Origin of the sequence: Streptomyces sp. NBC_01546 (genome assembly GCF_045208355.1) — a bacterium.
GTDB lineage: Bacteria > Actinomycetota > Actinomycetes > Streptomycetales > Streptomycetaceae > Streptomyces.
The window spans coordinates 6,731,335-6,757,340 of record NZ_CP109379.1; the positions used below are offsets into that span (position 1 = coordinate 6,731,335).

Sequence of the window (26,006 nt, forward strand, 5' to 3'; positions counted from 1 at the left end):
GAACAGTGGGTGTAGGCGGCGGGGAGGTGAACGGTGAAGCGGCGCCGGCGGCCGCCGGCCCCAGGCGCGCGGCCTCGTCCGCGCCCAAGTTCCAGCGCGGGTGGGCGAATGCCTGCGCTGAGTCTTCGCCATCTTCGAACATGCAGGTCGGAAGCCCTGGCGTGGCGCTCGCTCGGGATACTCATGCTGATCTCGGGCGGGAGTCTGCGGTCTTGATCATCCGTCATGTCATCGGTCGAGGCTGAGCCGCTCGCGGCGGCGCGGCCCGAAGGGCACATCAGGCCCCAGCGTCACCTCCCGGTGCGGTACGTCTCGCGGCCCACGGCCGGCGACGGCGTCCGCGAGGGGCGCAGCCAGGTCTCCGTTGTATGTAGTGTGCGGAAATGACAAGAAGCGAGCGACTCGCGGACCAGTTGGACTGGTACTGGCACAAGAACCTGCGGCCACGGCTGGAGGGTCTTACCGACGAGGAGTACTTCTGGGAGCCGGTGCGCGGCTGCTGGAGCATCCGCCCACGTGGCACGTCGGCCGCACCGATATCGGAAGGTTCGGGGGAATGGACGATGGACCTCGCCTCCCCAGCCCCGGTGCCTGCGCCGGTGACCACGATTGCCTGGCGGCTGGGGCACATCATCGTCTCCTGCCTGGGCTATCGGGTCGGATGGTACTTCGGCGACCAGGACCTCGAGCCCCAGGCAATCGCCTACGCGGGGACCGCTGACGAGGCGCTGAAACAGCTCGATGAGATGTACGGGAGATGGAACGCAGGGGTCCGCGAGCTCTCGGACGCCGACCTGGACAATCCGCCCACGCTGGGTCCCGAGCGGTTTCCCATGGAGAACAGGGTCCTGCACGTCAACAGGGAGCTGATCCATCACGGCGCCGAGATTTCCCTGCTGCGCGACCTCTACCGCTGGCAGGACGGAGCCGTACCGCGCCGAATATGACTGATCGTCTGTCAGCTTGAGAGCTCGAGGTTCGAGAGGACCAGGAGAGCGCGCAAAGTTCGGTGGGGCGAGCGGGCTCGGTGCGGAGTTCGGGTGAGGATGCGCCAGGTCTTCAGGTGCGCGCAGCCGTGTTCGACGGGAGCGCGTGCGGCGGCCAGGACCCGGTTGGCCTGCTTCTCGCCGGGGGCGAGCTTGCGGGCGCGGGTGGCCTTGAAGCCGGTGACGATCACCGGGTCGTCGCTGCCGTCGGTGAGGCCGAGGAAGCCAAGGTCGGCCAAGGCGCTGAGGCCGGCCGCGCGCAGGTGGGATCGGGCCGAGGAACGGGTGCGTGCCACGCTGTAGAAGGAACTGGACATGTCCCAGGAGTACCTTCGCCAGGCACACGAGATACTCGCGCATGCCCGACGCGCCGAGGAGAGGGCTCACCAGCTGTGTCTGGCCGCAGAGGCGAGGGTGGTCCGCGAGCATGCTGCTGTCCGTCGACTAGCGCGTGTCTCTTTGATGGGTTGGTCAGTTGATCGGATGTGTCTGTCCGATTAGTGATCACTGATGCGATGTGGGACCGGATCGAGCCGCTGATGCCGGCCGATCCGGTCCGTGGACGGCGGTGGGCCGACCACCGGCGCACCCTGGAAGCCATCGCGTGGAAGTACCGCACCAACTCGCCCTGGCGGGACCTGCCCGACGAGCTCGGGTCGTTCCAGACCGCTCACAAACGGCTGGTCAGATGGGCCGTCGATGGAACCTGGGAACGGATCCTGGCCTCGGTCCTGGCCGCGGCGGACGCCGCCGACGACATCGACTGGACCGTCTCCGTCGATTCGACCGTCGTCCGAGCGCACCAGCACGCCGCCGGAGCACTCAAAAAGGGGCGGCGGGACGCCGGGAGCCGGCCGATCACGCACTCGGACGCTCCCGCGGAGGCCTGAGCACCAAAGTCCACCTGGGGCCGACGGCCGGGCCCGCCCCTTGGCCTTCACCGTCACGGCAGGCCAGGCCGGTGACGCACCTGCCTTCGAGACGGTGATGGACCGTATCCGCGTGCCCCGCACCGGTCCGGGCAGGCCCCGAACCAGGCCCGCGGTCGTCCTGGCCGACCGCGCCTACTCCTCACGCGCGATCCGGGCCCATCTGCGGCGCCGGGGAATCCGCGCGGTCATCCCGCAGCCGTCCGACCAGATCGGCCACCGCCAACGGCGAGGCCGTCACGGAGGCCGCCCGCCCGGCTTCGACCGCGAGGCCTACAAGCAACGAAACACCGTCGAACGCTGCATCAACCGCCTCAAGCAATGGCGCGGCCTGGCCACGCGAACCGACAAACTCGCCATCGCCTACCAGGCCGCACTCCACCTCGCCGGCATCCTCATCTGGACCCGACACTGACCAAAGAGACAGAACCTAAAGGGTGTTGCAGAAGGCTCAGTTTCGGGCATTTCCCTTGTATGGGTGGGGTGTTGCGGGCTGAGCCGGTGTGGGTGGAGACGTTCACGGGCTTGCGGATCGACCGGTTCGCGAAGCTGGTGAAGGCGGTGCGCGAACGCGGTGGGAACGGGCCTGGTGGTGGCCGTCCGTGGTGTCTGCCGCTGCCGGACCGGGTCCTGCTGGGGGCCGTGTACTACCGCACGAACCTCACCATGCGGCAGCTCGCGCCGCTGTTCGGCATCTCGCCGGCGACGGTGTGCCGGGTCGTCCAGCGACTCCGTCCGCTGCTGGCGCTCGAGCGGGCTCCGCGGCCGGTGGCGGACACCGAACGGTTGTGGATCGTGGACGGCACCCTGATCCCGGTCCGCGACCGGAAGGTCGGCGCCTCGTCCCGCAACTACCGGTTCTCGGCGAACGTGCAGGTCATCATCGACGCAGACACCCGCCTGGTCATCGCGGCGGCCCGGCCGGCGCCGGGCAACAAGGCCGACGCACATGTCTGGCGCGAGTCGGACCTGCCCACCCTGGCGGCGAGTACGACAGTGATCGCGGACGGCGCCTACCTCGGCACCGGCCTGATCGTCCCGCACCGCAAGAGAGCCGGCCGCCCCCTCCTGCGCGGGCAGGAGGAGGACAACGCCGAGCACCGACGCGTCCGTGCCCGCGTCGAACACACCTTCGCCCGGATGAAGAATTGGAAGATCCTGCGCGACTGCCGCCAGCGAGGCGACGGACTGCACCATGCCGTCCAAGCCGTCGCCACCATGCACAACCTCGCCATGACACGGTGAACCAGCAGCTCAAACGCCAATCAGGCCTGCCCGAAGCGGACCTTCTGCAACACCCTTTAGTCGGGCTGTACCGGAGCACCGGTGGTCCCGGGCTCTCGTGCCAGAGGCGCACCAGTCAGCACGCCGGCGGCCCTGCTCGCCTCGGTGCCGGACCACAGGTGTCAGCCTCCGTGCTTGGGGACGGTCGGGGTGTGGTTCCTGCAAGGGGCGGATTCGCTCATTCGAAAGAGGGCTTGCTGTCCCGGCTTCGCTTGAGCTCGTAGAACCCGTCCGTCGCTGCGACGTGGAGCAGGCCGTCCCAGAGCTGGCCGGCGGCCTCGCCGCGGGGGGCCTGCCGGAGCACCGGGCCGAACAGGGCTGTGCCGGCGATGCGGAGGACGGGGGTCCCGACATCGAGGCCGACCTCGTCGAATGCCTGGTTGTGCGAGTCCTTGATCAGGCGGTCGAACTCCGTGCTCGTTGCGGCGGAGGCCAGTGAGGTGGGCAGGTGCGTTTCGGCGAGCGCCTCCGTGATCACGGTGGGGTCCTCGCGGCGCCGCTGGTTGTGCAGGCGGGTTCCGATGGCGGTGTACAGCGGGCCGAGGATGTCCTGGCCGGCGTGCTCGGCGGCAGCCGCGCAGACCCGGACCGAGCCCCATGCCTTTTCCATCAGCGCGCGGTAGTCGTCGCTGAGTCCCTTCCCCTCGCGCTGTTCGAGGTTGAGGTAGGCCAGCGACATGATCCGCCAGTCCGCGCGTACGGGCCGGACCGTCTCGACCTCCAGGAGCCATCGGGAGGTCACCCACGCCCAGGGGCACAACGGGTCGAACCAGAAGGGCACTTCGGTCAGTCCTTGCTCTTTCTTCGTCATCGAGTTGAGCACGTCCTTTCTTGGATCGGTCGTACGGCGGTTCGTGTACCGGGGGTCAGACGTCGAAGAGACCGGCCTGCACAGGGAAGTTGGCCTTGGCGGTGCGGCCGGCGGTCTTCACGAGTGCCGCGAGGCTGGCGACCCGCGGGTCTTCGTCCGCGGCGCTGATGAGGCGCAGGAAGACCTTCGCGGTGACGTCGACGTCGGCCGGGGCGCGGTGCCGGTCCGTGGGTTGCGGGATGCCGAAGTGGGCCAGCAGCGTGTCGAGTTTGTAGTTCGGCAGGTTCGGGATCAGGCGTTTGGCCAGCGGGATCGTGTCGAGTAGGTCCGTCCTGGCCAGCGTCGGGCTGTGTTCGGCCTGGTTGTGGAGGACGTTCGCCTCGGTGGCCGCGTGCTGGGCCACCAGCAGATACGGGGTGCCGGCCGTGAGCCGCTGGTCCAGCGCCCCCAGTGCTTCGGCCGGGGTGGGAGCCTGCTGGAGCTGCTCGGCGGTCAGCCCGGTCTGAGCGGTGTCCGCCGGGGTCACGGGGGCGAACTCGGGCGGCCGGATCAGGGACGTGTAGCGCCCAGTCTCCGTCCACGCGCCGTCCTCGAACCGCAGGGCGAGCGCGGCGACCTCGATGGGCTGGGCCGGGTAGCCGGTGGGGGTCGTCGTCTCGAAGTCGATGACGACGAACGTCGTGGCCCGGAAGGCGGGGTCCTGGGTCAAGCCGCCCATGAGTTCTCCCTTCGCGTACGTCCCGTGCTGCCCTGACCTGCGGCTGCGGTGAGGAGACGGCTGGGGTTCCGGCCGCAGTGGCGCGCGGTCATCGGCCGACGAGGTCGGTGACGGCCCGGGTCGCGGTCTCCAGATCCGGTGCGCTCCAGGGCCGCTCTCCCGTCCAGGTCTCGCTCAGGGACTGGTAGAGGTCCGTCATCACCGCCACGTACTCGGGCGGCAGCGGCGCGGGCTGCGGCCACCGGTTCCTGGGCACACCGGCGGCGATCAGCCTGCCGACCGGCACCTCGTTGCCCGTGTTGACGTACCAGTCGCGCAGGATCTGCTTGCCGCAGTGGACACCGGCGAACATCAGGCGGCTCTCGTCCGGCGTGCCGGGGCTGTCGGCGAGTACCAGCTGCTGGTCGCTGGTCACCAGGTACTCGGCCTTGCCGTCGCAGTGGCTCAGTCCGACCTTGGCGGCGTGGTTGGTCAGCACCGCGTTGACCTTCCAGGTGATCTCCCGCAGGGCCGCGAACTGCTCGTCGTCCAGACCCGCGAGGCGCTGGGCCTCGCCGGGGGCGATGAAGCGGTTCACGTCTTCCCGGGTCGTCGCGTACTCGATGAGCGGTCGCTCCAGCTTCGCGCCGACCGCGGGGACAGCGTCGAGTCCGACGTCGGCCGGGGCGAGATCGCCGGTGGCGAGGCGCCGGTGGACGGAGCTGCCCGGCGGGAGCTCGTTGCGGAAGAGCACCTGCAGGGGCAGCAGGTAGCCGCCGCCAGCAGGCGTGAGGGGCTGGCGGACCTGCTCCGGAAGGCGCGCGAGGGTGAACTCGATCCGGTTCGGTGCGATGAACCGGCGGAAGTGCGTCCGCACTCCGGCCTCCTCCAGCAGCGCGAAGTTGAAGGCGGCCATCCGGCAGGTCGCCTCGCCCTTGCCGGGGATCGGATCCGGCATCCGTCCGTAGTGGAAAACGGTGTAGTGGTCGGTGTACTCGAAGACGCCGACGCCTTCACGCGTCGCGGTCGGCTCCTCGATGACGTGCAGGTTCTTGGTCGAGTGCAGGACGGGCATCATGCTCCCGGGGTCGGACGGCGTCGTGCCGTCATCGGATGGGCTCGGTCTGCTGGCGCGATGCGACGGGCTGCGCCGGCTGTCCGCCGACGGGCGCCAGGTGGCCGCCGACCACCGTGATCACCTGCATGCCGGCGGCGCGGGCGGAGGCGATGCCGTCGGGAGCGTCGTCGACCGCGAGGCAGCGGTCCGGCGCGACGCCCAGGCGGCGGGCGGCGGTGAGGAACAGCTCCGGATCCGGCTTGCCGTGGACGACGTCCTCACGCCGGACCACGGACCCGAACGCCTCCTTCAGGCCCAAGGCGTCGAGCCCCGGATCGACGAGCAGCCGGCTGGCGCCCGACGCCACGGCGCACGGCACCCCGGCACGCAGGGCCTGACCCAGCAGCTCCACGACGCACGGGATCGGCGTGATCGTGTGCACCGAGGCCAGCAGATGACCGCGGCTGCGCTGGACGATCTCGTCGTGAGGCAGCGACCGGCCACCGGGCAGCGCCGCCAGGAGGTCATGGATGGACAAGCCGACGCGGTGGCTGTACCAGCCGGAGTCCAGGGCGACACCGTACGGCTGCAGGGCCGCGCGCAGAGCGGCCTCGTGCCGGCCGACGGTGTCGGCGAGGACGCCGTCGAAGTCGAGGACCAGAGCCTCCACCCCCTCGGGGACCGTCGGGGAACACCGGTTACCTGCGGACCGGTCGGCCGGGCAGAGCGGCAGACGGGCAGCCGTGCTCACGCCGCCTCGGCCTTCGTGGGCTGCCCGCAGCACATGCAGCCCGCGCCCGGCCCCTGCCACGGCTCCACCAGACAGGCGAGATCACCACCGGCGCCCTCGATCCACTCCCGGATCAGGTCGGCAGCCTCGTACTCGTCGACGTGGCGCCGGTCCACGACCCGGTAGCGGACCGGATCGGTGGCGGCGAGACGCTCGAAGAGCACGCACGCCTTGCGCATGAACTCCGCCTGCTCATCGGTGAAGACGCACCTGTCACGCCACTGCGCACGCTCCAGGGCCTTCGAGGCGTCGTCGGTGACGAGGATCGTGAGGTCGGGCAGCGGCCGGTAGGAGGCCGCGAGGCCCAGCAGGTCGACCGCCGTCTTCAGGGCCGCGTCCGGGGCGTCGGGGTGCAGCAGCAGCGCCTGGCACACGGCGGTGGTGTCCACGCTGCGGCCCTCGACCACCGTCCGCCCGTGGACCAGGTCGGGCAGGACGGTGTCGAGGTCGTGCCGCTTGATGGCCATGAGGAGCAGAGCCTCGGCAATCGGGGTGCCACCGCGCAGGAACGGGTCCCCGGCGCTGGCCTCGCGCAGGGACTGGAGGAGCGCTTCACCCAGGCCCGGGCGTCCGTTCGCCCGCTGGGAGAACTCGTCCAGCATCAGCGGCTTCGTCTCGATGGCTTCGACGGCGCGGTTGGTGAGGTAGGTCTTGCCGACGCCGTTGAGGCCCTCGGCGGAGATCAGCGGGCCACGGCTGCACAGCGAGCGTGTGGTGGTCATGCGGTTTCCGTTCGCAGACGAGGACGGAGGGCCGCCGGCGGGAATGCCGCCAGCGGATCGGTTCGGGGCGCCGGTCATGAGCGCCATGCGGCAGCCTCCCGGGTGGTGACGGTGGCGTAGTGGTCGAGGACCGTTTCGTCGTCGCGCTCGGTGAGAACGAGGGCGAGGGTGCGGTCGAGGATCTGGGCGGTCCCGCGGCACGGAGTCCGGTCGCTGGCGGCGAACATGGGCCGTGTGTCGCACGGCACGAGCCGGAAGGTGCCGGTGGAGCTCGGCACTCCCTGCCGGGCGAGGTGCTCGGCGAAGGCCCGTGGCTCCGGCAGGCTGATGTGCAGGAGCGGGGCGTAGTGGTTCCACACCTCGTCCTTCGCCGGCGTCAGCGGCGTGAGACCCCGGACACCGGCCAGCGCCTGGAGCAGGTACCCGGTTTGGGTACGGCGGCGCTCCAGCAGGTCCGGGAACCTGCGCAGGTTGGCCCGCGCGAGAGCCGCGAGCGGCTCGGCCAGGCGCCCGTTGACCGCGAGCCGTTCTTGAGGGCGGCCACCGGGAGGGGGCGTCAGCCAGTGGCCGCGGAAGGCCCGGACATGGGAGGCGAGAGCCGAGCCGTCGGTCAGGACGTACCCGCCCTCCCCGCTCCAGAGGATCTTGCCGTCCTTCATGCTGAAACACCCGGCTTCGCCGACCGCGCCGGCCGGAACGCCGCCGCGCGACGAACCGGCGGCCTGGGCGGCGTCCTCGACCACGGCCAGCCCGTGCTGCGCGGCGAACGAGCGGAGGCCGACTGGGTCGCCCATCCTGCCCCACAGGTGGACCGGGACGATCGCTTTCGTCCGGGCCGTCACCATCGCGGTGACGTCGTCGTAGTCCAGGTCGAGGGTGTCGGGGTCACTGTCGACGAAGACCGGGGTGGCGCCGAGCTGGGCAATCGGCGAGGCGGTCATGACGACGGTCAGGGCCGGTACCAGGACTTCGTCGCCCGGCCCGACGCCGACGGCGGACAACGCGGCGTGCAGCGCCGTCGTGCCGGAGGACACCGCGACCGCGTGCCGGCGGGTGAACCTCTCGGTGAGGTCCTGCTCGAACCGGTCGGCGAACGACGCTCCAGCGGGGTCCGGCATGCTGGCCAGCGCGGCCAGCATGCCCTCGCCCAGACCTTCCGTCGCAGGGACCGGTGGCAGGGCGGTCACGTTGCCTCCCGGGCGAGGAGGCGCGGCATGCCGAGCACGAGCGGGCCCATGTTCACGCAGTCCCTGGAGAAGTGCGAGCAGTCCGTGCACGCCGGGCGGTTGGTGAACAGGGTTCGCGCGTCGGCGCCGACGATGCTGCGCTGTTCGGAGGCGGCGGTGGCGGCGATCCGGCGGTCCGAGGGGCAGTCCCACAGCGAGCCGTCGGGCTGGATGAAGAACAACTGCGCCCCGCCGAAGCAGTCCTCGACCCGACCGCTGTCCTGGGTGGCGATCGAGGCGAGGAACTGCCGCGTGTAGGAGGGGCCCGGGAGGGTGAGCCCGCGCGGGTCCTCCTGGAGGCGACGCAGCTGGTCCTCGACGGCGGGGACATCCTCGGCGGTGTGACAACGCTCGGCGAAGAGCTTGTGGTCGGCCGGGAGGGAGATGGGCTGCGGCACGTAGTAGTCGACGCCGGTGTCCGCCGCGAGACGGGCGACGTCGGTGATCTCCTGAGGGCGGTCGCGCATGACCACGGTGTAGATGCCGACCCGCGGGCCCTGACCGGAGCCGCGCTCGTCGAGCAGGGTGCGGATGCCGGCCAGGACCTCGCGGTGTCCGACCCGCCCGGACCGCGAGGGCCGCAGCCGGTCGTTCGTGGCCGCATCCGCGCTGTCCAGGGAGACCGAGACCCCGTCGACGCCGAGGGCGACGAGCCGTCGGGCGATGCCGGGCCGGGTCAGCGGCACGCCGTTGGTCGCCACGACGACCTCACACCCGGCGTCCTTGATCGTCTTGATCAGGCTGAGGGTGGGCAGCCAGTCCAGCGGCTCGCCGCCGGCGAGGACGACCCGCTCGACCGGCGAGTCGGCCAGGGTCCGCGCGAACGCCTCCAGCACGGTGCGGTCGAGGTCGCGGACGGGGATGTGGGACAGCACGCCGAGTCCCTCGGGCAGGGCCTTCTTGTGCTCGTCCAGCTCCCCGAAGTAGCAGTGCGGGCAGGCGAACGAGCAGGGGGAGCGCAGCGCCCACAGCAGGGTGATGTCACGAGGCACGATCGACCTCCCGGTGCTCCACGATCGCGCGGACGGCGTCCTCGACGGCCTTGCCGGTCTCGTCCGGGGCGTAGCCGGTCACGTCGATCACCGTGTACCGCTCCGGCTCGGCGGCGGCCAGCTCCCGGTAGAGGTGCTCGGTCTGCTCGATGATCTCCCGGGCGTCGGCCGGGACGGCGCGGCCGATCCGGGCGGCGAACCGGGCCAGGCACGTCTCCCTGTCGCCGGTCAGCAGGATCGTGGCGTCCGGCATCGGGCGCCAGCGGCGGGCAGTGGCCAGGATCTGGTCGGCTACCGCCCGAGCGGGCGTGGCCGGGTGCTCGGTGTGCAGGATCGCCCCCTGGCACACGGCCACGCTGTCCACGCCCCGGTCCTCGACGATCACGTCGACGCCGGCCAGCAGCTCGGGCGTGAGGTGCTCGACCTCCCGGAACTTCAGCGCCAGCAGCGCAAGCGTCTCCACGACCGGGTGCCCGGTCCGCAGGCAGACGTCCTCCGCTGCAGAGAGGGCCGTGATCACCCGGCCGGGCAGCGTGTCGGCGGCCTGGTCGGTCAGCTCGTCCAGCAGCAGGCACCGCGCACCGAGCGCGGCGGCCGTGGCGCGGGCGGCGGTGGTCTTCCCGACCCCGTTGATGCCCTCCACGCTCACCCACAGCGGCCGGCCCCGCTCCTCCCCGGCCGCCTGTCGGGGCCCCGGAACCGTACGGGCGGTCATGCCGGCCTCCGGCAGACGAAGAGCAGCTCGGTCGCCCGGTCGGGCACCATCATGGACGACACCGTGTCCAGCAGCGCCTTCGGCACCCGGGCAGCCAGGTCGCGGTACCAGTCGACCGCTCCGGTCCCGTACCGCTCGGCGAGCTCGGTGGCCACCTCGTCCGGCTCGGGCGGCAGCAGCCCCATCACGTCGTCCACGATCAGGCCGGCGTCCTCGACCGCGCTCACGACTTCCTCGCACGACCACTCGTAGACGTGGACGCGGTACTGCAGCGGACGCGGCGGCGGGCCGAACGCCTGCGGGGTCGACAGGTACAGCACCCCGCCCGGGGCGAGCGCGGCGCCGGTGGCGGCCAGGCTCTTCACCCCGAGCTCGTACGGCAGGTGCTCCAGCGCGGAGGTGTAGATCGCGACGTCGAACGGCGGCAGCTGCGGCCACGGCTTGGACACGTCGCACTCGACGAATTCGAGCGGGAACAGGACGCCGTACTCCCTCCGCAGCTCGACCAGCCGCGAGCGCGCCTCGGCGAGGTTGGCCGAGCTGATGTCGAGGCCGACGTAACGGCCGATCTTCGGCGCGTAGCGGTGCAGCAGCGGGAGGGCCAGCCCGCGCCCGCAGCACACGTCGAGCACGTTCGCGCCCTCCGCGCACCGCTCGGCGGCGATGAGGTGCTGCATCAGGTTCATCAGACCGGACGGCGTGGCCTCACCGCGGGCGAGCGCGGCGTAGAAGTCGTCCATCTGGTTGGTGCTGTACGGGCCGATCATCGGGGTGCTGGGCCGCGTACGGTACTGCTCGTCCAGGTCAGAGCTGGTCATGCTGTTCCTCCCAGGGGAAGACGACCCAGGTGGTCGTCAGTCGGGCGATGTGGTCGATCCGGTCGTGGGGCTCGGACCCCGCGGGCCAGTTGGCCCGGTTCACGGCGAGCACCGCGGTACGCACCCGGGCGGGCCCGAGGTCGCGAACCATCTGGGCCGTGTGGGCGAGGGTGGTCCCGCTGCCGGCGATGTCGTCGACGAGCAGCACGTCCAGGCCGGTGAGGTTTCCGATCGACGCGGGGTTCCGGACGGTCGGCAGGGGGGTCTTGGCGGCGTTGACGGCGTCGCTGGTGGTGCGGGTGACCTCGATCGTTCGGACGTCGTGGACGCCGAGCCGGTGGGCGATCCACACGGCGGGGATCAGACCGCCGCGCACGATCCCCACCACGGCCTGCGGCACACCGGCGGCCAGGGTCTGCTGGGCGAGCTCGGTCGTCGCGAGGCCGATGTCGTCCCAGGTCAGGTACAGCGGGCCCGCTTGGTCGGCGCCCTCGGGCGTCGGCGCGGGGGATGCACTCATGGCTTACACCTCCTTCTAGGTCCGCTCGCAGGGGTCAGGCCGCGTGCAACTGGTTGGTCGCGAGGAGGAGGAACTGCTGGCTGAGGATCGGGTCCGTGGCGAAGCGCCCGCCGGAGTGCAGGGTCGTGGTGCGGGCGTCCTCCATCCGCACCCCGCGCATGCTCATGCACAGGTGCAGGCCCCGCACGGCGACCGCGATGTCCTCGCTGCCGATCACCCCGGCGAGGTGCTCGGCGACCTCGTGGGTGTAGCGCTCCTGGACCTGCAGCCTGCCGGCGAAGTGCTGGGCGACGCGGCCGAACTTGGACAGCCCCACCACCTCGCCCGCCGCCAGGTAGCCGACTGCGACCTGCAGGTTCATGGGGATCATGTGGTGCTCGCAGAGCGACCAGACGCTCATGCCGCCCACCACGACCAGCTGGCCACCCAACTGCGACTCGGTAAAGCGGGTGGCCGCCGGCGCGCTGCCCGGGGAGAGGAAGTCGTTCCACCAGGCTGCGACCCGCTTCGGCGTCTCGGCCAGACCGTCCCGCTGCGGGTCCTCGCCCAGCTCGACCAGCAGCTGGCCGATGAGGTCGGCGACCCGGTCGGTGTCGATGCCGGGCCGCTGCTGGCGGGGTACGGCCGGCGTCGGGCGGGCGACGGTGGTACTCGTCATGTGAGATCTCGCTTTCGCAGGGGAAGAGGGGGGCCGGGCGGTCAGCGGCCCTTGGGATCGGCGAAGGCCAGGACGTGGAGCCTGGTGGTGAGGTGCCAGTGCCTGGAGGCGACCGCGTCCGCGAGGACCCGGGTCGTCGACGTGATCGCCTCGGCGGTCGTGCCCTCCGGCATCACCCACACCGGCGCCAGACCGTGCTGGTCCGCCAGCTCGGCGATCCGGTCGATGTCGGCGACGGAGGAGGCGACGAACTTGAACGCGGCCCGCCCGGAGGAGGCGAAAACTCGGAGCGCGGACGGCACGATGCTCTCGGCCTCGTCCATCCCGAAGCTCGCCAGCTTCGGCGATACGTTGAACCGGACACCGTCGACCAGCAGCGCGGGGTCGGGCATGAACGTGCCGTTGGTCTCGAACTCGACCCGTCGGCCCTCATCCAGCAATCGCCGCACCAGGGGGACCAGGTTCCGCTGCTGGATCAGCGGCTCTCCGCCCGTGATGACCACGAGCTCGACCGGCGACTGCAGCGCCCACGCCACGAGGTCCGACACGGACTGGCGCGTCGAGACTTCCTGGGGCTTGAACTGGCTCCAGTCCCACGTCTCCTTCGTGTCGCACGCCGTACAGCTGAGGTTGCAGCGGGACAGCCGGATGAAGATCGCCGGGTGGCCACAGCTCGGTCCTTCGCCCTGGACCGTGGGCACCTCGACACCGAAGCGCTCGGCGACGATCAGCTGCCCCAGAGGCGCGCGCGCGGTTGCAGCGGTGCCGGTCACGTGGCAGCCACGTCGAACCGGGCCCAGCTCCGCTGGGTCTCGCGGACGCGGACGGCGGCCAGCTGCCCAGCGATCCCCGGCGGCATGTTCGCGATGAACCAGCCCGCCAGGTACTGCGCGAGCAGCTCGGACGTCGGTTCGAAGTCGAAGACCTCGTGCAGGTTGTGGTGGTCGAGCTCGCTGTCGAGGTACCGCTTGAACGGGCTGAGGTCACCGAAGTCCTTCACGAATCCCGGCCCCTGGAGGGAGGCGGCGGAGAGCACGACCTCGACCTGGTAGGTGTGACCGTGCTGCCGGGAGCACTTGTGCTCGGGCGGGAGGGTGGCGAGGCGGTGACCAGCCTCGAAGTCGAACGTCTTGCCGATGCTGAACCTGCCGGAAGGCAGCGGAACAGGGGCAGTCTCCACGGAGTCCCTTTCTCGTGACGGAGGGGGCGAGGGCGCCTGCAGCCCTCTCTGACGCCTTGCTCGGGAAGCGCTACGGATTCCTGGGGGCGCCGGTGGACCCCGCGCGGGCGGCAGACGCGTCCCGACGATTGCGGCCAGCACGATCCGCCTGCGGCCATGGGCTGGTTCGGCGAAGTGGTGTCGTTCAGGGCAGTTGGAGCGCTGGCTCCTACGATGCGCCTCGTGCTGAACTAGCGTCATTGACCGTGTGCTGTAGGAACATTGACTGCTGCGGTCAATTCCTGTCCGCATCCCAAGGGCTGCGGACGTGGCAGAGCGACGAGGGGGCGGACGGTGGGGAAGGTATCGCGAGCGCGTCGTGCGGAGATCCAGCGTGAAGCGATCCGGCTGCGGGCTCAGTGCCAGCGGGCCAGCGACAGCCAGGAGCGGACCGTCACCGTGCTCCGGGCGGCGCTTCCCGAGCTGACGGCGCTGGAGGCTTGGCGCTTGGCTCTGGGGTGGTCCCGAGCGCAGGCGATCCGGGAGGTCGCCCAGGTCTACCTGGCTGACGGCCTGCTGCCGCCGGCCCTGTCGCAGGCCCTGCTGTGCCGGTACGAGCACGGGCAGGCGCACCCCGGCGACGAGTACAGGATCATGATCTGCCGGGCGTATGGGGCAGACCCCGAGCAACTCGGGCTCGCCACGACCCACCTCTGGTGCAGTACGTGCGCGGCCCCACTGCCTGTCGACTACGGTCGGCGGCAGCGCGAGGAACAGGGCATCGAACGAAAGGCATCCATGACGACCGCGAGCGGACTGCCCGCCATCCGTGAATCCGTTCAGTGGGCCGTCCAAGACGCGCCCGAGGGCTCGCCGTCGCTCGTGGCACTCGCCGAGGCGGCAGTGGAGCACTACGCCCTCAACTACAGCAAGCACCCTCCGGCCAGCTTGCACGACGAGGTGCGCGCGACCCGTAACCTGCTCTCCACCGTGGTGCCCGCCGCTGACCGCGCCACCGCACGCGACCTGCGCCGACAGGTCGGATGGCTCTCCGCGCTCCTCGGAAACCTCGCCTTCCACCTCGACGACCGCGCCGGAGCCCGCGCCCACCTGACCCTGGCCGGAGCCATCGGCGACTCCACCGGAGAGGCCGCCCTCACCGCCTGGTCCAGCGGCGCCCTGGCCATGGTTGCTACCGCCCGCCAGGACTGGGACCACGCCCGCGGACACGCCGAACACGGACTCCAACACGCCCTCGCCGGCCTGCGCCGCGCTCAGCTCCTGGGCTGGGCCCTGCTGCCCACACTCGCCGCTCTCGGACACGCTTCCCGGGCGGACGACGTCGTCAGCGAGAGCGACGAGATCATGCAGTCCGCCACCGAACTGCCCGGACGCTTCGGCTACGACCGCGCCGAACACCGCCTCCACGTCGCAGAGGCCCACTTGACCCTGGAGCGCTACGATCGCGCCGCCGAAGTCGCCCGCACCTCCATCGCCGCAGCACCCGAACACACACCGGGATGGGTGGCCGCCACCCTCGTTCTCGCCCTCGCCGAGGCCCGCGACGCTCCCGAGCAGGCCGCCGACCGCGCGCTGGGCGTCCTGGACCTCATCCCGCCCGCACGACTTCGCGCCACGGCACGCACCCGCCTCGCTCGTCTCGCCCGCGGTCTCGACCAGGCGGCGAACGGGGCGGGCGCCGAGCTGGTCGAGCGTCTGCGCGTTCTGCCCGCGCCGATTCGCACAGACGGCACCGCTGCGTAGGCATCCGGCTGGCGAAACCCTCCACCGTTGAGAGGCGTTGCCTTTCACTGGGCCCCCTCGTTCATGGCGGGCAGGCGCAAGACGGGGGAGCGCCACAGTGTCCACACGGGCATCGGGAGGATGAGGACGCCGACCGCCATGACGGTGGGGATGCTGAGCACGGCCGAGGAGAGGCGGTCTCGGATGGATCTCGGGTGCCGCTGTCACAGAAGGAGCTCCGGGAGAGATGGGGGTGGTCAAGGGCACAGGCAGGCCAGCCCCGGTGTGAGCCGGGCACCGGTGAGTGGTGCGGCGGCGGGTCAGCGGGTGGCGCTGCTGGCCGCGTCGATGCCGGCCGCACGCCCCGGCAGAAGCGTCCTGGCCATGGTCAGGACGAGGTCCGCCTGGTAGCCGGCAGTACGGAACAGCGGCAGGGGCTGGGGACGGAGGGCCTTCTCAGCACGGTGGCACCAGGCGAGCAGGACGGCTTCGGTCTTCGCTCGCGTCTCGTGCAGCCGGTCGCTGTACGGGTTGGCCGCGAGGAGCTGGTCATAGTGCCGTAGGAGCATGCCCGCGGCGCGTACCGGGACGAGGAGGACGAGGTCCTGTCCGCTTCCGGATACGGGCTGGTGCTGGACGTTCCTGATCATGACGGGAATGATCGAGCGGATCTCTTCCGCGGCCGTCAGGAATCTGGCTTCTACGTTCGGGGCATGGGTGTGTTCGGCGATGAGGTCGCCGAGCACGTGCCGCGCGTCCTCGAGGACGCCGATGGCTTCCTGGGGCGAGAGCCTGAGGGGAGTGGACGCCCATATCGGGACCTCTGGGAAGAGGCCGAGGCCGTGCTTGGCGGTGTAGTGGGCGCTGCTGGCTCCGGCCGGCTTCCACTCGTGCTTGCTGTCCACGCCACTGTCTCCGACCGCTTCGGCGTCGAGAGGAGGTGCCAGGAGGTAGGTGCCGGTCCCGATGGAGGGGAGACCGATGCAGTCTGAGGGCGTCTCCTCGACGGGCAGGCCGTATCGGGCTGCGATGTCCGCCATGACTGGGGCGAGAGCGGGCTCGTCGTGGGAGGCCATCGCCCACACCCCGCCGGTGTCGCTCCCGTGGAGCGAGACGGTCAGTGCTGGCCGCACATCGTCGATCACTCCCATAAGGGCACGGGTCTCCGGCAGGGTCGCGGTGAACGACTTCGTGGGGAACGTCCACTCGGGCTGCTCGGCGGCCGGGGGACGGTACATGCCGCGGTGGTACGACTCCATCGTCGGCGGCCATGTCGACGACCACCAGTCCTCGTTGGCCGCGACGCCGTCGGGGTCCGCGCATCCTACGAGGTGCCAGGAGAGTGTCGCGCGGTCCTCGGGGTGTTCGGCGAGGTACCGGGCGAGCGCGGGGATCACCGCGAGGCCGATCGGTTCGTTCGGGTGTGGGGCGCCGATGACGAGGACGTGCTTGTGGCCGCCGGGGATGGTCAACATGGTCATGGGGCGGCCGGCGCGGGAGCGGCCGATCTCGCGCAGCGTGGAGACCTGTGGGTGCTCGGCGGCGATCTTGCGCAGCTCCCGCTCCAACTCGTCCAAGGTGGGCGGCCGGTCGCCGATGAACGGGGCGAACGTCTCCGGGGTCACGACCAACCCTCCTTGCCGTGGCCGGGACCGGTCAGCGGGTCGGTCTGGGACGGGTCCGGCGTGTGGGGCGCGTAACGGTAGGTGTGGGTGCTTGCCGTGGCGATGGCTGCGTCGTGCAACTGCTCTTCGGCCTGCTTGTCCAAGTCCGGAACGGAGACGGCGGCGAGTCCGCGGGTGCTGTCGAACTCGTCGGTGACCAGGGTTCCGGTCAGGACGAGGCCGGTCGCGTTCATGCCGAGGAGCACGAGGCCCGGGATGGACTCGGCGTCGAAGCGCCCAAGTCTGAAGGGGGCGGGTAAGCGTGCCTTGCGGATCACGTCTGCTCCTTTGCGATGGCGAGGCTGGTGAGGGTGGGCAGGAGGCCCCAGGCGGCTGCCAGGGCGATGAGATGCGCGTCGGTCCGGGCGGCGCACCGCTCCCGGAGTTCGTCCACGCGGTCGAGGAATGTGCCGGTCGGCCGCAGTTCGACGGGGAGTTCGGCGTCCCGGCTGACGCCGGCGAGAACGCGCAGCACGGCGAGGTCGACCGGGGCGAGGTCGGGGGCGGTCATCTGGACCGCTGGCGGCGGCAGATGACCGCCGGCGAGCAGAGCGGCGGCCTTCAGAGCCTGGTTGGGGGCGTTGAAGAGGTTGCCGATCTGCCGCAGATTTGTCCGAACCGTGGTGACGGTCCGGGACAGCTCCTTGGCGATCTGTGCGTCTGAGTGACCGGTGAGGAAGAGTTCGCCGACATTCAGCAGGGCCGGGGACAGCGGACGCGGGCGTCGAGGCGGGGCCGAGGCAGGGCTGGTGGCGGAGGATTGTCCGCCGGACCCGTGCGCCGGAGCGGTTGGCGGAAGAGGGCCGGTCAGGATCCGTTTCAGGTCGTCGGCGTAGGTGGTGCCCTGGCCCGGGGGTACGGCCCAGTGGATGTCCCGGCCGCCGGTCGCTCCGATCGGGGGGATGCCTATGGCCGCGCCGCGAGGCATGACCCGCACTCCCAAGGCCCACCGCCCGGGCGGTGCGGAGCCCGGCGGTACCAGGAAGACCCAGGTACGCGTCGTGTGGTTGGCGAGGACCGGTCCCGTGTACGGCCCGAGGGCGGCCAGCGCCGGCGCGGCCAGGTCGGCAGCGACGCGGACGGCGTCGAAGTCCTCACCACAAGCGCGGCGGACGGTCTCGCCGTTGGTCGGCATCCAGTGCGGCGTGTCCCAGTCGCCCGGGACGGATCGGGTGCGTGTCCTGGCAGTCACGATCCCGCTCCCGCCAGGCGGAGCGTGCTGAAGGCGTTGGGGCCCGCGATTGCGGCGGTCGCGCCCAGGTGACCGACGTGGCTGAACCCCTGCGGGAAGTTTCCGAGGTGGCGGCCGGTTCGCGGGTCGTACTCCTCGGCGAGCAGGCCGAGGCCGGTACGGATGGCGAGAAGGCTGTCGAGGACGGTGCGAGCATCACCGGGACGTCCAATGAAGACGAGGCCCTCGACCAGCCACCCGCTGCAGAGCAGGAACCGTCCTTCGTTGCCCGGAAAGCCGTCGAGCCCGATGTCGTGACCGGCGGTGCAGTATCTGAGGACGAGCCCGTCGTCGGTGGTGAGTTCTCGCTGGATGGCCTCCACCGTGCCGATGACCCGCTTGTCATCGGCTGGCAGGAATCCGGAGAGCAGGGCGTGAAGGAGGGAGGCGTCGAGCTGCTGCGACCCGTAGGACTGGGTGAAGGAGTTGAGGTCGTTGTCGAAGCCGTTCTCGCACACCTCGGCGTGGATGGTGGCGCGCAGAGTCCGCCACCGCTCCAGCGGCCCGTCGGCGTGGCCGGCCTCGATGGTGCGGATGGCCCGGTCGATGGTGGCCCATCCCATGATCTTGGAATGGACGAAGTGGCGGGCGGGACCGCGGATCTCCCAGATGCCCGAGTCTGGCTGATCCCAGACCTGCTCCAGCTCCTCGGCGAGCGCGACGATGACCGGGCCGAGCCGCCGGGCGGAGCTGCTGTCCGCCTGGATGAGGTCGTAGAACTCGATGGCGAGTTCGCCGTAGATGTCGACCTGGAGCTGGTCTGCGGCGGCGTTGCCGATGCGGACCGGAGCCGACCGCTCGTATCCGGGCAGCCAGCCCAGTTCCATCTCCGGGAGCTCGGTTTCGCCGCCGACTCCGTACATGATCTGCCGCCGGCCTGTCCCGCTGTGGCTGGCCTGCACCGCCCAGCACGCCCAGGCGATCGCCTCACGAAGGTAGCCGTACTTGCGCAGGACGCCGGCGGTGAGGGCGCCGTCCCTAAGCCAGGCGTAGCGGTAGTCGTAGTTGCGGACGCCGCCGATCTCCTCGGGCAGTGAGGTGGTCGGCGCGGCCACGATGGCGCCCGTGGGTACGTAGATGAGGGCGCCCAGGGTGAGCAGGGAGCGGACGACCGCCTCGCGGTCCGGACCGGTGTAGGTGCAGCGGGCCGCCCATGCCTCCCAGAAGTCCAGGGTGAACTTCAGCAGACCGTCGTCGATCGGCCTGGGCGGTGGGCTGTCCACGCCCTCCCGCCAGGAGAGGGCGAAGGCGACAGTCTGTCCGGCGGTGACGGTGAAGTCCGATACGAGGTCAGCCCACTCGAGGTGCACGGGGGTGTCGGCGTCGAGCCACAGCCTGCCGCCGTCGCCCTCCGGGAGGTCGATCGCGTGGAGCCGGTCGACCTTGGTGATCCGGGGCACGGTGCTTCCGTAGTCGGGGCGGGCCCGCAGCAGCGACCGCATGGTCATCGTGCCCGAGAGCCCGGTCACGACCCGCACCAGGCGCGGAGCACCACCGCCGGGCACCATGAAGTCCCTGACGACCGCGCTGTCGTTGCCCCAACTCCACGCGCTCTGAAGGATGAGCGAGTCGCCCGCGTACTGGCGGCCGGAGGCGGGGACGGCGATGCCGTCCATGAGCATCGTGGGAGCGATCTGCCAGAACCCGTGCTGCTCGGTACCCAGGAGACTGGTGAAGACGGCGGCGGAGTCGAACCGCGGCAGGCACAACCAGGGAATCGAGCCGTCGCGGCGGACCAGGGCACCACCCCTTTGGTCGCCCACGTACCCGTGATCCTCGATCCACGGGCCGGCGGCGGGTGCGCGGTCGGCCGTGTGCTGCTGAAGGGGGGTGGGGAAGAGGGTCACGCTGCCACCGCCGCGGGGGTGGGGCGGTGCGGGGCGATGATCTGGCCGTCGGGCAGCAGCTCACCCGTGTCCTCGAAGAGCAGGATCCCGTTGCACAGGAGGGACCATCCTTGCTCGTAGTGGGAGGCGGTCGGCTTGGCCGCCTCCCTGTCAGGGGAGTCTGCGCCCGGGCAGGCGATCGGGTGCTCGCACATGGTGGAGTCCTCGCTGGAGATGTTGGGGAAGGGATGCGGCCGGGCGTCGGTCAGGCGCGTTGGGTGAGACAGAACTCGGCGTCCCTCGACGGCGGGATGGGCCCGGCGCTGGGCCGCGAGCGGAGTGCCGAGTGCGGTCGGCCCCAGCTGACGCGGACCGGGTCGCCGGGTTTCGCGGGCTGGGTGATCCACAGCGGTGCGAAGCCCGGACGGCCGGAGATGAACCTGCCAGCAGCGTCGGCCGCCTCCTGGTCGGGGACATCGAGGTGCCTGGTGGGCTGGGGGCCGCCGGCCGGGGCTGCGAGGCGGTAGCCGCTCAAGAGCGGCACGATGACCCATCGCCCCGCTTCCGGCGGCTGGGGGCCTTCGACGTGCAGGCCGGCCAGGTCCATGGCGAACTGCGTCGGTCCCAGGATCTGCCGCTGCCACGCCCGCCGAATCATGGAGGCCCGCGACGTGGCATTCAGCCTGGCCCGGGTCTTCTTCAGCAGGTACTGGGCCTGGTAGGGCTTCAGACCCAGGAGCCGGGCATAGGCGTTGACCGGCCTGCCAGCGGCGAGCGTGCGGACCAGGCCGTACGCGTTCGCCTCCAGAAGTAGTGGATGGAGAACGGCGGGAGCAGCCAAAGCGCCGTGGGTGTACGCGTGGTCCACGAGCTGAGGCCGGACGACAGCACCGAGCCGGAAGCGGCGCGCGATCCGGGCCAGCCGGTACTGCACGTGCCTGTCGGTGCCCAGGCCGAGCCGGGATGCGATCTCCGGATCCTCGTAGCCCTCAGCAACGAGCTCCAGGACCTGTTGCTCCAGATGGGGCAGCGGCACCTCGGAGAGCGCGGGTACGCGGGCGCTCATGCGGCACGCGTCTCGGTCGAGCATACGGTGATCGCCTGTTGCTGGCCGTGCCGACTCACGTGTGCACTGACGGCCACGACGGCGAAGCATCCGTTGGCGCTGACCTCTACCAGCCCGGTCGTGGCGAGGTCCGCGAGCGCCAGGCGGACGGACGAGGCCGGTACCCGCAGAGACCTCGCCAGCCTCCGCCCGCGGAGCCGGGAAGACGGGGCCAGGGCGCCGCTCGCGATGCGCTGCTGGATCTCCTGGGAGACAGAGCCGACCGAGCGGCCGGGCACGAGGGCCTCAATCAAGGCCCACAACATGTCGCGGCCCTGGCCGGCGAGGAGACACGCCTGGGCCCAGGTGCCCCGGATCCCGTGGGGAGACGGGGTGAGGGCCGCGATCCACACTTCCCATCGGAGCTGATCGGCCGGGGAGTCGCTCGCGGTGCGTTGTGTTCGGGCAAGGCCGAGCCACGGCTGGGTGGAGGAGTACACGAGGTGGTATGCGTCCTCGACGGACTTGCCCGGCACCACGGTGCGTCGGGCCTTGAGTGACTGCAGCCTGCTGATGTCCCGCTTCAGCATGCTTGCGGTCCGTGAGGCAGAGGCTGCCGGAGGACGGCGGCGGATCAGGAGGAAGGCGGTCCTATCCACGGTTCAAAGCCCCCTCACGCCGACAAGCACTCGGCCGAGGAGAGTGGGGTCGACCTCACTCGTGCGGGGCAGCGCACTGCGTACGGTCTCCGAAGGCTGAGCAGGACGCGACTGAGCCCGTTCGTGCCTCCGGGGTTCGGCCGCAGGCGCGAGGCTGACCTGGGCCCACACGACCTTTCCGGTCTTGTTGCCGTTGCGGACGGGGTAGTGCCCCCACCTGCTGCTCACGGCAGCGACGAGGAGAATCCCCCGGCCGCTCGTTGCGTCGGCCCCGGGCTGCTTTAGGACGGGCGCCTGCTCGTCGTTGTCGAACACCGACACACGGACCACCCCGTTGCCGACCTGAAGCACCAGATCGAAGGTCCTCAAGGTCGACAGAGAGGAGTACGGCGAGACCCGCTCGCCCTCCTCGGAGTGCTGCACCGCGTTCGTGGTCAGCTCGGAGACGATGAGTTCCGCCGTCTCGATGACCTTGGCCGGCACCCGCCATCGAGAGAGGACGTCGGTGGTGTGCAGCCTCGCCCAGCGCACGGCGTTCGGCGTGGTCGCCAGCGTGAGGCTGTCGCTCAGGGGTGGTGCCTGGGACACGATGTGCCTCCCGAGTTGGGAGAAGGGACCGTCGAATGGCCGGGCCGACGAGCAGCGTGTGAGCTCGGGGCCGCGGGGAGGGCAACGTTCGCTCTCCGAGCCCAGGAGCAGCAACCGCGACGGCGCACGTAAACGTGACGGGCGTACGTGACCCTTCACGTATTTCCAGGCCCTTGGCCGATGGAGTCACGCTTTTCTCTCACCGGCCGGTTGGCTGGTCAGTACGCTGGCGACCGAGTCGGAAGGGGATCGTCTTCATGAGAAGTGGCCTTGAACCTCACGGCCCGTCCTGCGCACGTCGGTTACGCGAGAACGGCGTCGAGCGAGGACGCTCAATCGGCGAAATCGCCCACTCGATTCATACACATTGCTCGGTCTCTCAACTGCGTTCGCAGCGTCTGGCCAGGGGCCTCACCCTTGTCGACGCTGCGGAGCAGCTGCGCCGTCTTGTCACCGAGCGGGACGGAGCCCCGCGGGTCACCGTGGAGCAGCTACGCCTGTGGGAGACAGGAAAGCACCGGCCACTTCGCTCGACAGTTCTCGTGCTGGCCGCCTTCTACGCCTGCTCACCAGACGATTTGGACTTGGACGACACCCGGGCGGTCGAGGGAATCGTTCTTCAGGTACGGCCCCCGCACACGCCTCGCACCGATCAGTACAGCGTGCCCGATCTTTCCGAGCGTGTTCCGACTGCTGCTGGATCCCTCGTCGACAGGGTCGATGTCGTACGCCAAGCCGTGGACCGCACCCTTGCCTCGGCCACGGTCACCCCCACCCAGCTGGACCACATTGAGGAGATGGTCCTGTGGGCCAGCCAGGAGTACGTCTCGACGCCGCCGACCTTGATGCTCAGCCGTCTTCTGGACCTGCTCTCGGAGGTCCAGGGGTTGGCCGCGTCCCGGCAGCCGGCAGCCGTTCAGGTCCGCCTCTCTGAACTGTCCGCCATGATCTCCACGTTGACAGCGGACGCGCTCATGAAACTTGGCGACCTGGCGCGGTCACGCTCCTGGTACGCCACGGCACGCACCGCCGCGGATGACAGCGGGAACGTCGAGCTTCGCGCCCGTGTCAGGGCTCAGGCCGCGATGCTGCCCTTCTACTACGGTCCGATCACCAGCGCGGTGAGCCTCTGCAGAGAGGCCAGGGTGATCAGCAGCAGAGTCCGGGCTTCTGCCACGCATGCCTTCGCGGCAGCAGCGGAAGCGCGGGCTCTCGCCAAGCTCGGTGCCCAGACCGAGGCCGAGGAGGCGCTGCGGTACGCGGCCAAGGCGTTCGAGCACTTCGGAGGGGACTCGTCCAATGACGCCTTCGCCTTCCCGGAGCGCCGCTATCTGCTCTACAAGAGCGGCACGTTGACAGCACTGGGACGCACCCGTGAGGCACGCGTGGTCCAGGAGGAGGCTCTTGCCCTGTACCGAGACAAGAGCGGAATCGACCCGGCGCTCCTCCGGCTTGAGGCCGCGATCTGCTTCGCGCGGGATCGCAGTCCTGCCGAAGCCTGCCAGCTGGCCGGCACCACCTTCCTGCGGATGGACCCCGCCCACCGCACGCCCATCGTGGAGGAAAGGGCCCGTGAGGTCGTAGAGGTCCTTCCGCCGGCGATACGTACAGGCCGGGCGGCACGCGAGCTTCTTGAGATCATCGAGCTTCCGCCCGGACGGATGTGACAGGACGGGCCTTCGTCGGTCAGCCTGTGTGGCATGACAATCACGCCGGCCCCCGGTGGGTTCGACGATTTCGAGATGTACCAGGTGCTGGAGCGGGCCTGCGAGAAGGCCGGCCTCGACAGCCGAGACGCGCGTCTCCTCCGCGGCCACACCAATGCGGTCCTCCTTCTGGAGAAGGAGCAGGTGGTAGCCAAGATTGCGCGGAAGGGGACGGACGTCGATAGCGTCATGCGCACGGTTTCCTTCGTTCGCTGGCTGATCGAAGCAGACTTCCCCACAGTCCCTCTTCACCCTTGCGATCAGCCGCTGATCATCGACGGACACGCTGTCACCTTCTGGACCTACCTGCCACAGCCGGAGAGCCCGGTGCCGGCATGGCAACTGGCAGGGCCCCTCAAGGCGCTCCACACCCTGCCTCGACCCCCGATCGCCCTAGCCGAGCACAACAACATCCGCGCGATCCGCCGCTCGCTGAGCGCGATCACCTGCCTCCCTGTCGCTCGAGTCCGCTATCTGGAACATGAGGCGGACCGGCTCGAAGAGGCGCTGGAGGGAGTCCCGTTTGCCCTGGATCCAGGACTGATTCAGGGCGACCCGCAACACCGAAACGCGCTGCACACTGCCGATGGATCTGCGGTGCTGTGCGACTGGGACACGATCGCCCAAGGCCAGCCGGAATGGGACCTCGTCACCGTCGAAGTCCACTGCCGGCGGTTCGGGTACGGCGAAGCCCACTACCAAGCGTTCGTGGACGCCTACGGGTTGGACATTAGGGAAAGCGCTGGCTACTCGGTTCTACGCGACATCCGCGAACTGCGCATGGTTACGACAAATGCCCGGAAGGTTCGGCATGCCCCCGAATCTCTGAGTGAGATCCAGCGCCGGGTTGACGGGCTCCGGAGGCGAGACGGGCAGCTTCGCTGGAATATTCTCTAGATGTAATGTCCCGCTATGTCTTCAGCGGTGCGCCGACGCCTTGCAGTCGCAGGTGTCCCCGCCGGCGGTCTTCGACCCGCAGGTACAGGGGGCGCGGCGCTGTCCGAGCCACCAGGTCCCGGGGGCGAGCACGGCCAGGACCACGGCGAGCGCGGGCAGCCAGCCCGCCACCGTCCCGGCGCCCGTTGCCGACGATGCCGACAGTGATCAAGACGGGCAGCGCGCAGCACGCGACACAGGCAAGAGCGCCAGCCCGCCCAGGGGCCTTCGGGGTGCGGTGGGGGTGGGGGTCAGCAGCAGGGCCCGGCATGGCGGTTCTCCTCGGCGAGGTCGGTGAAGGGGATGGGGCAGTAGGCGCTTCCGGTGCAGGCGGTCAGGTCGTCGCACCCGGCCTCGGTGGCCGCGGCCAGGGCGGTGCGGATGGTGGTGAGGTCGGAGATCTTTGCGTCGATCTCGGCGAGCTTCACGCGCGCCCGCTCCTGGAGACCGGCGACGGGACGGCCGTGCCGGTGACGTCCCGCCTCCAGCAGCTCGGCCACCTCCTCCAGCGTGAACCCCAGCCGCTGCGCCGCCTTGATCACTCGCAGCGCGGTCACTGCGTCCTCGCCGTAAAGGCGGTGGCCGCCGATGCTGCGCTCCGGTTCGGCCAGCAGGCCGCGCCGCTCGTAGTAGCGCAGGGTCTGGACGTTCACCCCGGCCGCCTCGGCAACCTGCCCGCTGCGCAGCCCCGCGCTCACCGCCGGCCCCCGGCGGCGGTCCGCTCGGCCAGGGCATCCAGGACCGCAGCGTGCTCGTGGTCCACCGCGATGTCGAGGCCGACCAGGGCCTCGCCCGGGGTGACGGTGAAGGTGAAGAACGAGCAGCAGCCAACCTCTCGGTCCGCCAGGTCCCGCATACGCTCCTCGACATCGGGTCCGCCGGCCAGGTCCAGGCGCAGCCGCAGCGGCCCGGACCGTGACACCGCGGTCAGCCGCTCGGCGAACAGGCCGTCCCACTCCGCGACCCGCAGCGGCTGGGCTTCGGTAGGCAGCGTGCAGGACTGCGGCACCCACGCAAGATCATTCATCGCGCTCACTCCCGTCGTCGCATCCCCAGAAGGGGGACACCTCCGACGGTAAACCTGTACCTAGGTACCGGTTGCAAGTCATCCTGTGCGACTGGCCAGGCCATGACCCGGACTGATCGTCGGACGCTCCACCCGAGAGTCGTATCCGCACGTGGGCTGGAGCGTCGTGTGGGGAACCGACGTGAGCAGCTCTGGCGAGCTGTGGGTACCGGGTGGG

30 protein-coding genes and 1 pseudogene are annotated in these 26,006 nt (G+C 70.3%); 6 read left to right on the forward strand and 25 right to left on the reverse strand.

Annotated elements, in window-relative coordinates:
• Nucleotides 1-383: 383 nt before the first annotated feature.
• Nucleotides 384-947 carry a DinB family protein gene (locus OHA89_RS30860; protein ID WP_326750543.1) on the forward strand — a complete coding sequence of 188 codons (564 nt, stop codon included), beginning with the start codon at nucleotides 384-386 and terminating at the stop codon, nucleotides 945-947.
• Between the two features lie 11 nt (nucleotides 948-958).
• On the opposite strand, the gene OHA89_RS30865 is transcribed toward OHA89_RS30860, so the two are convergent.
• Nucleotides 959-1,303: a transposase family protein gene (locus OHA89_RS30865; protein ID WP_398431359.1), complete on the reverse strand. Its 345-nt coding sequence runs from the start codon at nucleotides 1,301-1,303 to the stop codon at nucleotides 959-961.
• A gap of 168 nt (nucleotides 1,304-1,471) precedes the next feature.
• On the opposite strand from OHA89_RS30865, the pseudogene OHA89_RS30870 reads away from it, so the two are divergent.
• A pseudogene (locus OHA89_RS30870) lies at nucleotides 1,472-2,330 on the forward strand (IS5 family transposase).
• A gap of 59 nt (nucleotides 2,331-2,389) precedes the next feature.
• Entirely contained in the window at nucleotides 2,390-3,160 is a 771-nt protein-coding gene (locus OHA89_RS30875) for a transposase (RefSeq protein ID WP_398429748.1), read from the forward strand.
• 217 nt (nucleotides 3,161-3,377) lie between these two features.
• Here the strand turns inward: OHA89_RS30875 and OHA89_RS30880 are convergent, their stop codons facing one another.
• The 13 genes from OHA89_RS30880 to OHA89_RS30940 all read right to left on the reverse strand — a co-directional run bounded on the left by OHA89_RS30880 (nucleotide 3,378) and on the right by OHA89_RS30940 (nucleotide 13,385).
• Complete coding sequence (locus tag OHA89_RS30880; RefSeq protein ID WP_398429750.1) at nucleotides 3,378-4,010, reverse strand: disulfide bond formation protein DsbA; 633 nt, start codon at nucleotides 4,008-4,010, stop codon at nucleotides 3,378-3,380.
• A 55-nt stretch (nucleotides 4,011-4,065) separates the two neighbouring features.
• Nucleotides 4,066-4,728: a PolC-type DNA polymerase III gene (locus tag OHA89_RS30885; RefSeq protein WP_383858251.1), complete on the reverse strand. Its 663-nt coding sequence runs from the start codon at nucleotides 4,726-4,728 to the stop codon at nucleotides 4,066-4,068.
• 88 nt (nucleotides 4,729-4,816) lie between these two features.
• Nucleotides 4,817-5,785: a phosphoribosylaminoimidazolesuccinocarboxamide synthase gene (locus OHA89_RS30890; RefSeq protein WP_398429752.1), complete on the reverse strand. Its 969-nt coding sequence runs from the start codon at nucleotides 5,783-5,785 to the stop codon at nucleotides 4,817-4,819.
• A 28-nt stretch (nucleotides 5,786-5,813) separates the two neighbouring features.
• Complete coding sequence (locus OHA89_RS30895) at nucleotides 5,814-6,515, reverse strand: HAD family hydrolase (RefSeq protein WP_406367593.1); 702 nt, start codon at nucleotides 6,513-6,515, stop codon at nucleotides 5,814-5,816.
• Complete coding sequence (locus OHA89_RS30900) at nucleotides 6,512-7,276, reverse strand: dTMP kinase (protein ID WP_398429755.1); 765 nt, start codon at nucleotides 7,274-7,276, stop codon at nucleotides 6,512-6,514. The genes OHA89_RS30895 and OHA89_RS30900 overlap by 4 nt, the downstream gene beginning before the upstream one ends.
• A gap of 74 nt (nucleotides 7,277-7,350) precedes the next feature.
• Nucleotides 7,351-8,463, reverse strand: coding sequence for a DegT/DnrJ/EryC1/StrS family aminotransferase (locus OHA89_RS30905; protein ID WP_406367594.1), 1,113 nt, complete (start codon nucleotides 8,461-8,463; stop codon nucleotides 7,351-7,353).
• Complete coding sequence (locus tag OHA89_RS30910; protein ID WP_398429759.1) at nucleotides 8,460-9,494, reverse strand: radical SAM protein; 1,035 nt, start codon at nucleotides 9,492-9,494, stop codon at nucleotides 8,460-8,462. Before OHA89_RS30910 ends, OHA89_RS30905 begins: the two co-directional genes overlap by 4 nt.
• Nucleotides 9,484-10,209, reverse strand: a complete 726-nt coding sequence (locus tag OHA89_RS30915; RefSeq protein WP_406367596.1) for a thymidylate kinase — start codon at nucleotides 10,207-10,209, stop codon at nucleotides 9,484-9,486. Before OHA89_RS30915 ends, OHA89_RS30910 begins: the two co-directional genes overlap by 11 nt.
• Nucleotides 10,206-11,027 (reverse strand): class I SAM-dependent methyltransferase, encoded by an 822-nt coding sequence (locus OHA89_RS30920; RefSeq protein ID WP_398429763.1) that lies wholly within the window; start codon nucleotides 11,025-11,027, stop codon nucleotides 10,206-10,208. Before OHA89_RS30920 ends, OHA89_RS30915 begins: the two co-directional genes overlap by 4 nt.
• Nucleotides 11,014-11,547, reverse strand: a complete 534-nt coding sequence (locus OHA89_RS30925; RefSeq protein ID WP_329283969.1) for a phosphoribosyltransferase family protein — start codon at nucleotides 11,545-11,547, stop codon at nucleotides 11,014-11,016. Before OHA89_RS30925 ends, OHA89_RS30920 begins: the two co-directional genes overlap by 14 nt.
• A 34-nt stretch (nucleotides 11,548-11,581) precedes the next feature.
• Nucleotides 11,582-12,205 (reverse strand): GTP cyclohydrolase I, encoded by a 624-nt coding sequence (gene folE / locus OHA89_RS30930; protein WP_383858226.1) that lies wholly within the window; start codon nucleotides 12,203-12,205, stop codon nucleotides 11,582-11,584.
• 41 nt (nucleotides 12,206-12,246) lie between these two features.
• On the reverse strand, nucleotides 12,247-12,978 hold the full coding sequence (locus OHA89_RS30935) for a 7-carboxy-7-deazaguanine synthase QueE (RefSeq protein ID WP_383858223.1): 732 nt from the start codon (nucleotides 12,976-12,978) through the stop codon (nucleotides 12,247-12,249).
• On the reverse strand, nucleotides 12,975-13,385 hold the full coding sequence (locus tag OHA89_RS30940) for a 6-pyruvoyl tetrahydropterin synthase family protein (protein ID WP_383858220.1): 411 nt from the start codon (nucleotides 13,383-13,385) through the stop codon (nucleotides 12,975-12,977). The genes OHA89_RS30935 and OHA89_RS30940 overlap by 4 nt, the downstream gene beginning before the upstream one ends.
• Nucleotides 13,386-13,718: 333 nt before the next feature.
• Here OHA89_RS30940 and OHA89_RS30945 point away from each other — a divergent pair, with 333 nt between their 5' ends.
• Entirely contained in the window at nucleotides 13,719-15,128 is a 1,410-nt protein-coding gene (locus OHA89_RS30945; protein ID WP_383858217.1) for a Twin-arginine translocation pathway signal, read from the forward strand.
• Nucleotides 15,129-15,427: 299 nt separating this feature from the next.
• On the opposite strand, the gene OHA89_RS30950 is transcribed toward OHA89_RS30945, so the two are convergent.
• The 8 genes from OHA89_RS30950 to OHA89_RS30985 all read right to left on the reverse strand — a co-directional run bounded on the left by OHA89_RS30950 (nucleotide 15,428) and on the right by OHA89_RS30985 (nucleotide 22,120).
• Nucleotides 15,428-16,732 carry a M14 family zinc carboxypeptidase gene (locus OHA89_RS30950; RefSeq protein ID WP_406367599.1) on the reverse strand — a complete coding sequence of 435 codons (1,305 nt, stop codon included), beginning with the start codon at nucleotides 16,730-16,732 and terminating at the stop codon, nucleotides 15,428-15,430.
• Complete coding sequence (locus tag OHA89_RS30955; protein WP_383858211.1) at nucleotides 16,729-17,049, reverse strand: hypothetical protein; 321 nt, start codon at nucleotides 17,047-17,049, stop codon at nucleotides 16,729-16,731. Before OHA89_RS30955 ends, OHA89_RS30950 begins: the two co-directional genes overlap by 4 nt.
• Complete coding sequence (locus OHA89_RS30960) at nucleotides 17,046-17,963, reverse strand: hypothetical protein (protein ID WP_390755988.1); 918 nt, start codon at nucleotides 17,961-17,963, stop codon at nucleotides 17,046-17,048. The genes OHA89_RS30955 and OHA89_RS30960 overlap by 4 nt, the downstream gene beginning before the upstream one ends.
• Nucleotides 17,960-19,783 carry a glycoside hydrolase family 15 protein gene (locus OHA89_RS30965; protein WP_398429842.1) on the reverse strand — a complete coding sequence of 608 codons (1,824 nt, stop codon included), beginning with the start codon at nucleotides 19,781-19,783 and terminating at the stop codon, nucleotides 17,960-17,962. Before OHA89_RS30965 ends, OHA89_RS30960 begins: the two co-directional genes overlap by 4 nt.
• A 62-nt stretch (nucleotides 19,784-19,845) precedes the next feature.
• A complete protein-coding gene (locus tag OHA89_RS30970) occupies nucleotides 19,846-20,043 on the reverse strand; it encodes a DUF5999 family protein (protein ID WP_121827709.1) in 198 nt (65 codons plus the stop codon).
• A gap of 50 nt (nucleotides 20,044-20,093) precedes the next feature.
• Complete coding sequence (locus OHA89_RS30975) at nucleotides 20,094-20,894, reverse strand: hypothetical protein (RefSeq protein WP_398429771.1); 801 nt, start codon at nucleotides 20,892-20,894, stop codon at nucleotides 20,094-20,096.
• Nucleotides 20,891-21,463 (reverse strand): GntR family transcriptional regulator, encoded by a 573-nt coding sequence (locus tag OHA89_RS30980; RefSeq protein ID WP_406367601.1) that lies wholly within the window; start codon nucleotides 21,461-21,463, stop codon nucleotides 20,891-20,893. The genes OHA89_RS30975 and OHA89_RS30980 overlap by 4 nt, the downstream gene beginning before the upstream one ends.
• Nucleotides 21,464-21,535: 72 nt before the next feature.
• On the reverse strand, nucleotides 21,536-22,120 hold the full coding sequence (locus OHA89_RS30985) for an anti-sigma regulatory factor (protein WP_121827706.1): 585 nt from the start codon (nucleotides 22,118-22,120) through the stop codon (nucleotides 21,536-21,538).
• 584 nt (nucleotides 22,121-22,704) lie between these two features.
• Between OHA89_RS30985 and OHA89_RS30990 the strand changes: the two genes are divergently transcribed.
• Both OHA89_RS30990 and OHA89_RS30995 read left to right on the forward strand, forming a co-directional pair.
• Nucleotides 22,705-23,787, forward strand: a complete 1,083-nt coding sequence (locus tag OHA89_RS30990) for an XRE family transcriptional regulator (RefSeq protein ID WP_390755986.1) — start codon at nucleotides 22,705-22,707, stop codon at nucleotides 23,785-23,787.
• Between the two features lie 33 nt (nucleotides 23,788-23,820).
• Nucleotides 23,821-24,723 carry a phosphotransferase family protein gene (locus OHA89_RS30995; RefSeq protein ID WP_383858195.1) on the forward strand — a complete coding sequence of 301 codons (903 nt, stop codon included), beginning with the start codon at nucleotides 23,821-23,823 and terminating at the stop codon, nucleotides 24,721-24,723.
• Between the two features lie 21 nt (nucleotides 24,724-24,744).
• On the opposite strand, the gene OHA89_RS31000 is transcribed toward OHA89_RS30995, so the two are convergent.
• From OHA89_RS31000 to OHA89_RS31010, 3 genes are all read right to left on the reverse strand, one after another.
• Nucleotides 24,745-24,894 (reverse strand): hypothetical protein, encoded by a 150-nt coding sequence (locus OHA89_RS31000; protein WP_398429777.1) that lies wholly within the window; start codon nucleotides 24,892-24,894, stop codon nucleotides 24,745-24,747.
• Between the two features lie 119 nt (nucleotides 24,895-25,013).
• Entirely contained in the window at nucleotides 25,014-25,460 is a 447-nt protein-coding gene (locus OHA89_RS31005; RefSeq protein WP_406367602.1) for a MerR family transcriptional regulator, read from the reverse strand.
• Complete coding sequence (locus tag OHA89_RS31010; protein WP_383858188.1) at nucleotides 25,457-25,789, reverse strand: hypothetical protein; 333 nt, start codon at nucleotides 25,787-25,789, stop codon at nucleotides 25,457-25,459. Before OHA89_RS31010 ends, OHA89_RS31005 begins: the two co-directional genes overlap by 4 nt.
• Between the last annotated feature and the right edge of the window lie 217 nt (nucleotides 25,790-26,006).

What these genes read in the sequence shown, in the direction of transcription:
- OHA89_RS30875 (WP_398429748.1), top strand. Translation starts at nt 2,390, where the DNA reads ATGGGTGGGGTGTTGCGGGCTGAGCCGGTGTGGGTGGAGACGTTCACG.
- OHA89_RS30995 (WP_383858195.1), top strand. Translation starts at nt 23,821, where the DNA reads ATGACAATCACGCCGGCCCCCGGTGGGTTCGACGATTTCGAGATGTAC.
- folE (WP_383858226.1), bottom strand. Translation starts at nt 12,205, where the DNA reads ATGACGAGTACCACCGTCGCCCGCCCGACGCCGGCCGTACCCCGCCAG.
- OHA89_RS30900 (WP_398429755.1), bottom strand. Translation starts at nt 7,276, where the DNA reads ATGACCACCACACGCTCGCTGTGCAGCCGTGGCCCGCTGATCTCCGCC.
- OHA89_RS30975 (WP_398429771.1), bottom strand. Translation starts at nt 20,894, where the DNA reads ATGAGCGCCCGCGTACCCGCGCTCTCCGAGGTGCCGCTGCCCCATCTG.
- OHA89_RS30980 (WP_406367601.1), bottom strand. Translation starts at nt 21,463, where the DNA reads ATGCTGAAGCGGGACATCAGCAGGCTGCAGTCACTCAAGGCCCGACGC.
- OHA89_RS30885 (WP_383858251.1), bottom strand. Translation starts at nt 4,728, where the DNA reads ATGGGCGGCTTGACCCAGGACCCCGCCTTCCGGGCCACGACGTTCGTC.
- OHA89_RS30890 (WP_398429752.1), bottom strand. Translation starts at nt 5,785, where the DNA reads ATGATGCCCGTCCTGCACTCGACCAAGAACCTGCACGTCATCGAGGAG.
- OHA89_RS30920 (WP_398429763.1), bottom strand. Translation starts at nt 11,027, where the DNA reads ATGACCAGCTCTGACCTGGACGAGCAGTACCGTACGCGGCCCAGCACC.
- OHA89_RS30880 (WP_398429750.1), bottom strand. Translation starts at nt 4,010, where the DNA reads ATGACGAAGAAAGAGCAAGGACTGACCGAAGTGCCCTTCTGGTTCGAC.
- OHA89_RS30860 (WP_326750543.1), top strand. Translation starts at nt 384, where the DNA reads ATGACAAGAAGCGAGCGACTCGCGGACCAGTTGGACTGGTACTGGCAC.
- OHA89_RS30970 (WP_121827709.1), bottom strand. Translation starts at nt 20,043, where the DNA reads ATGTGCGAGCACCCGATCGCCTGCCCGGGCGCAGACTCCCCTGACAGG.
- OHA89_RS31010 (WP_383858188.1), bottom strand. Translation starts at nt 25,789, where the DNA reads ATGAATGATCTTGCGTGGGTGCCGCAGTCCTGCACGCTGCCTACCGAA.
- OHA89_RS30915 (WP_406367596.1), bottom strand. Translation starts at nt 10,209, where the DNA reads ATGACCGCCCGTACGGTTCCGGGGCCCCGACAGGCGGCCGGGGAGGAG.
- OHA89_RS30925 (WP_329283969.1), bottom strand. Translation starts at nt 11,547, where the DNA reads ATGAGTGCATCCCCCGCGCCGACGCCCGAGGGCGCCGACCAAGCGGGC.
- OHA89_RS30865 (WP_398431359.1), bottom strand. Translation starts at nt 1,303, where the DNA reads ATGTCCAGTTCCTTCTACAGCGTGGCACGCACCCGTTCCTCGGCCCGA.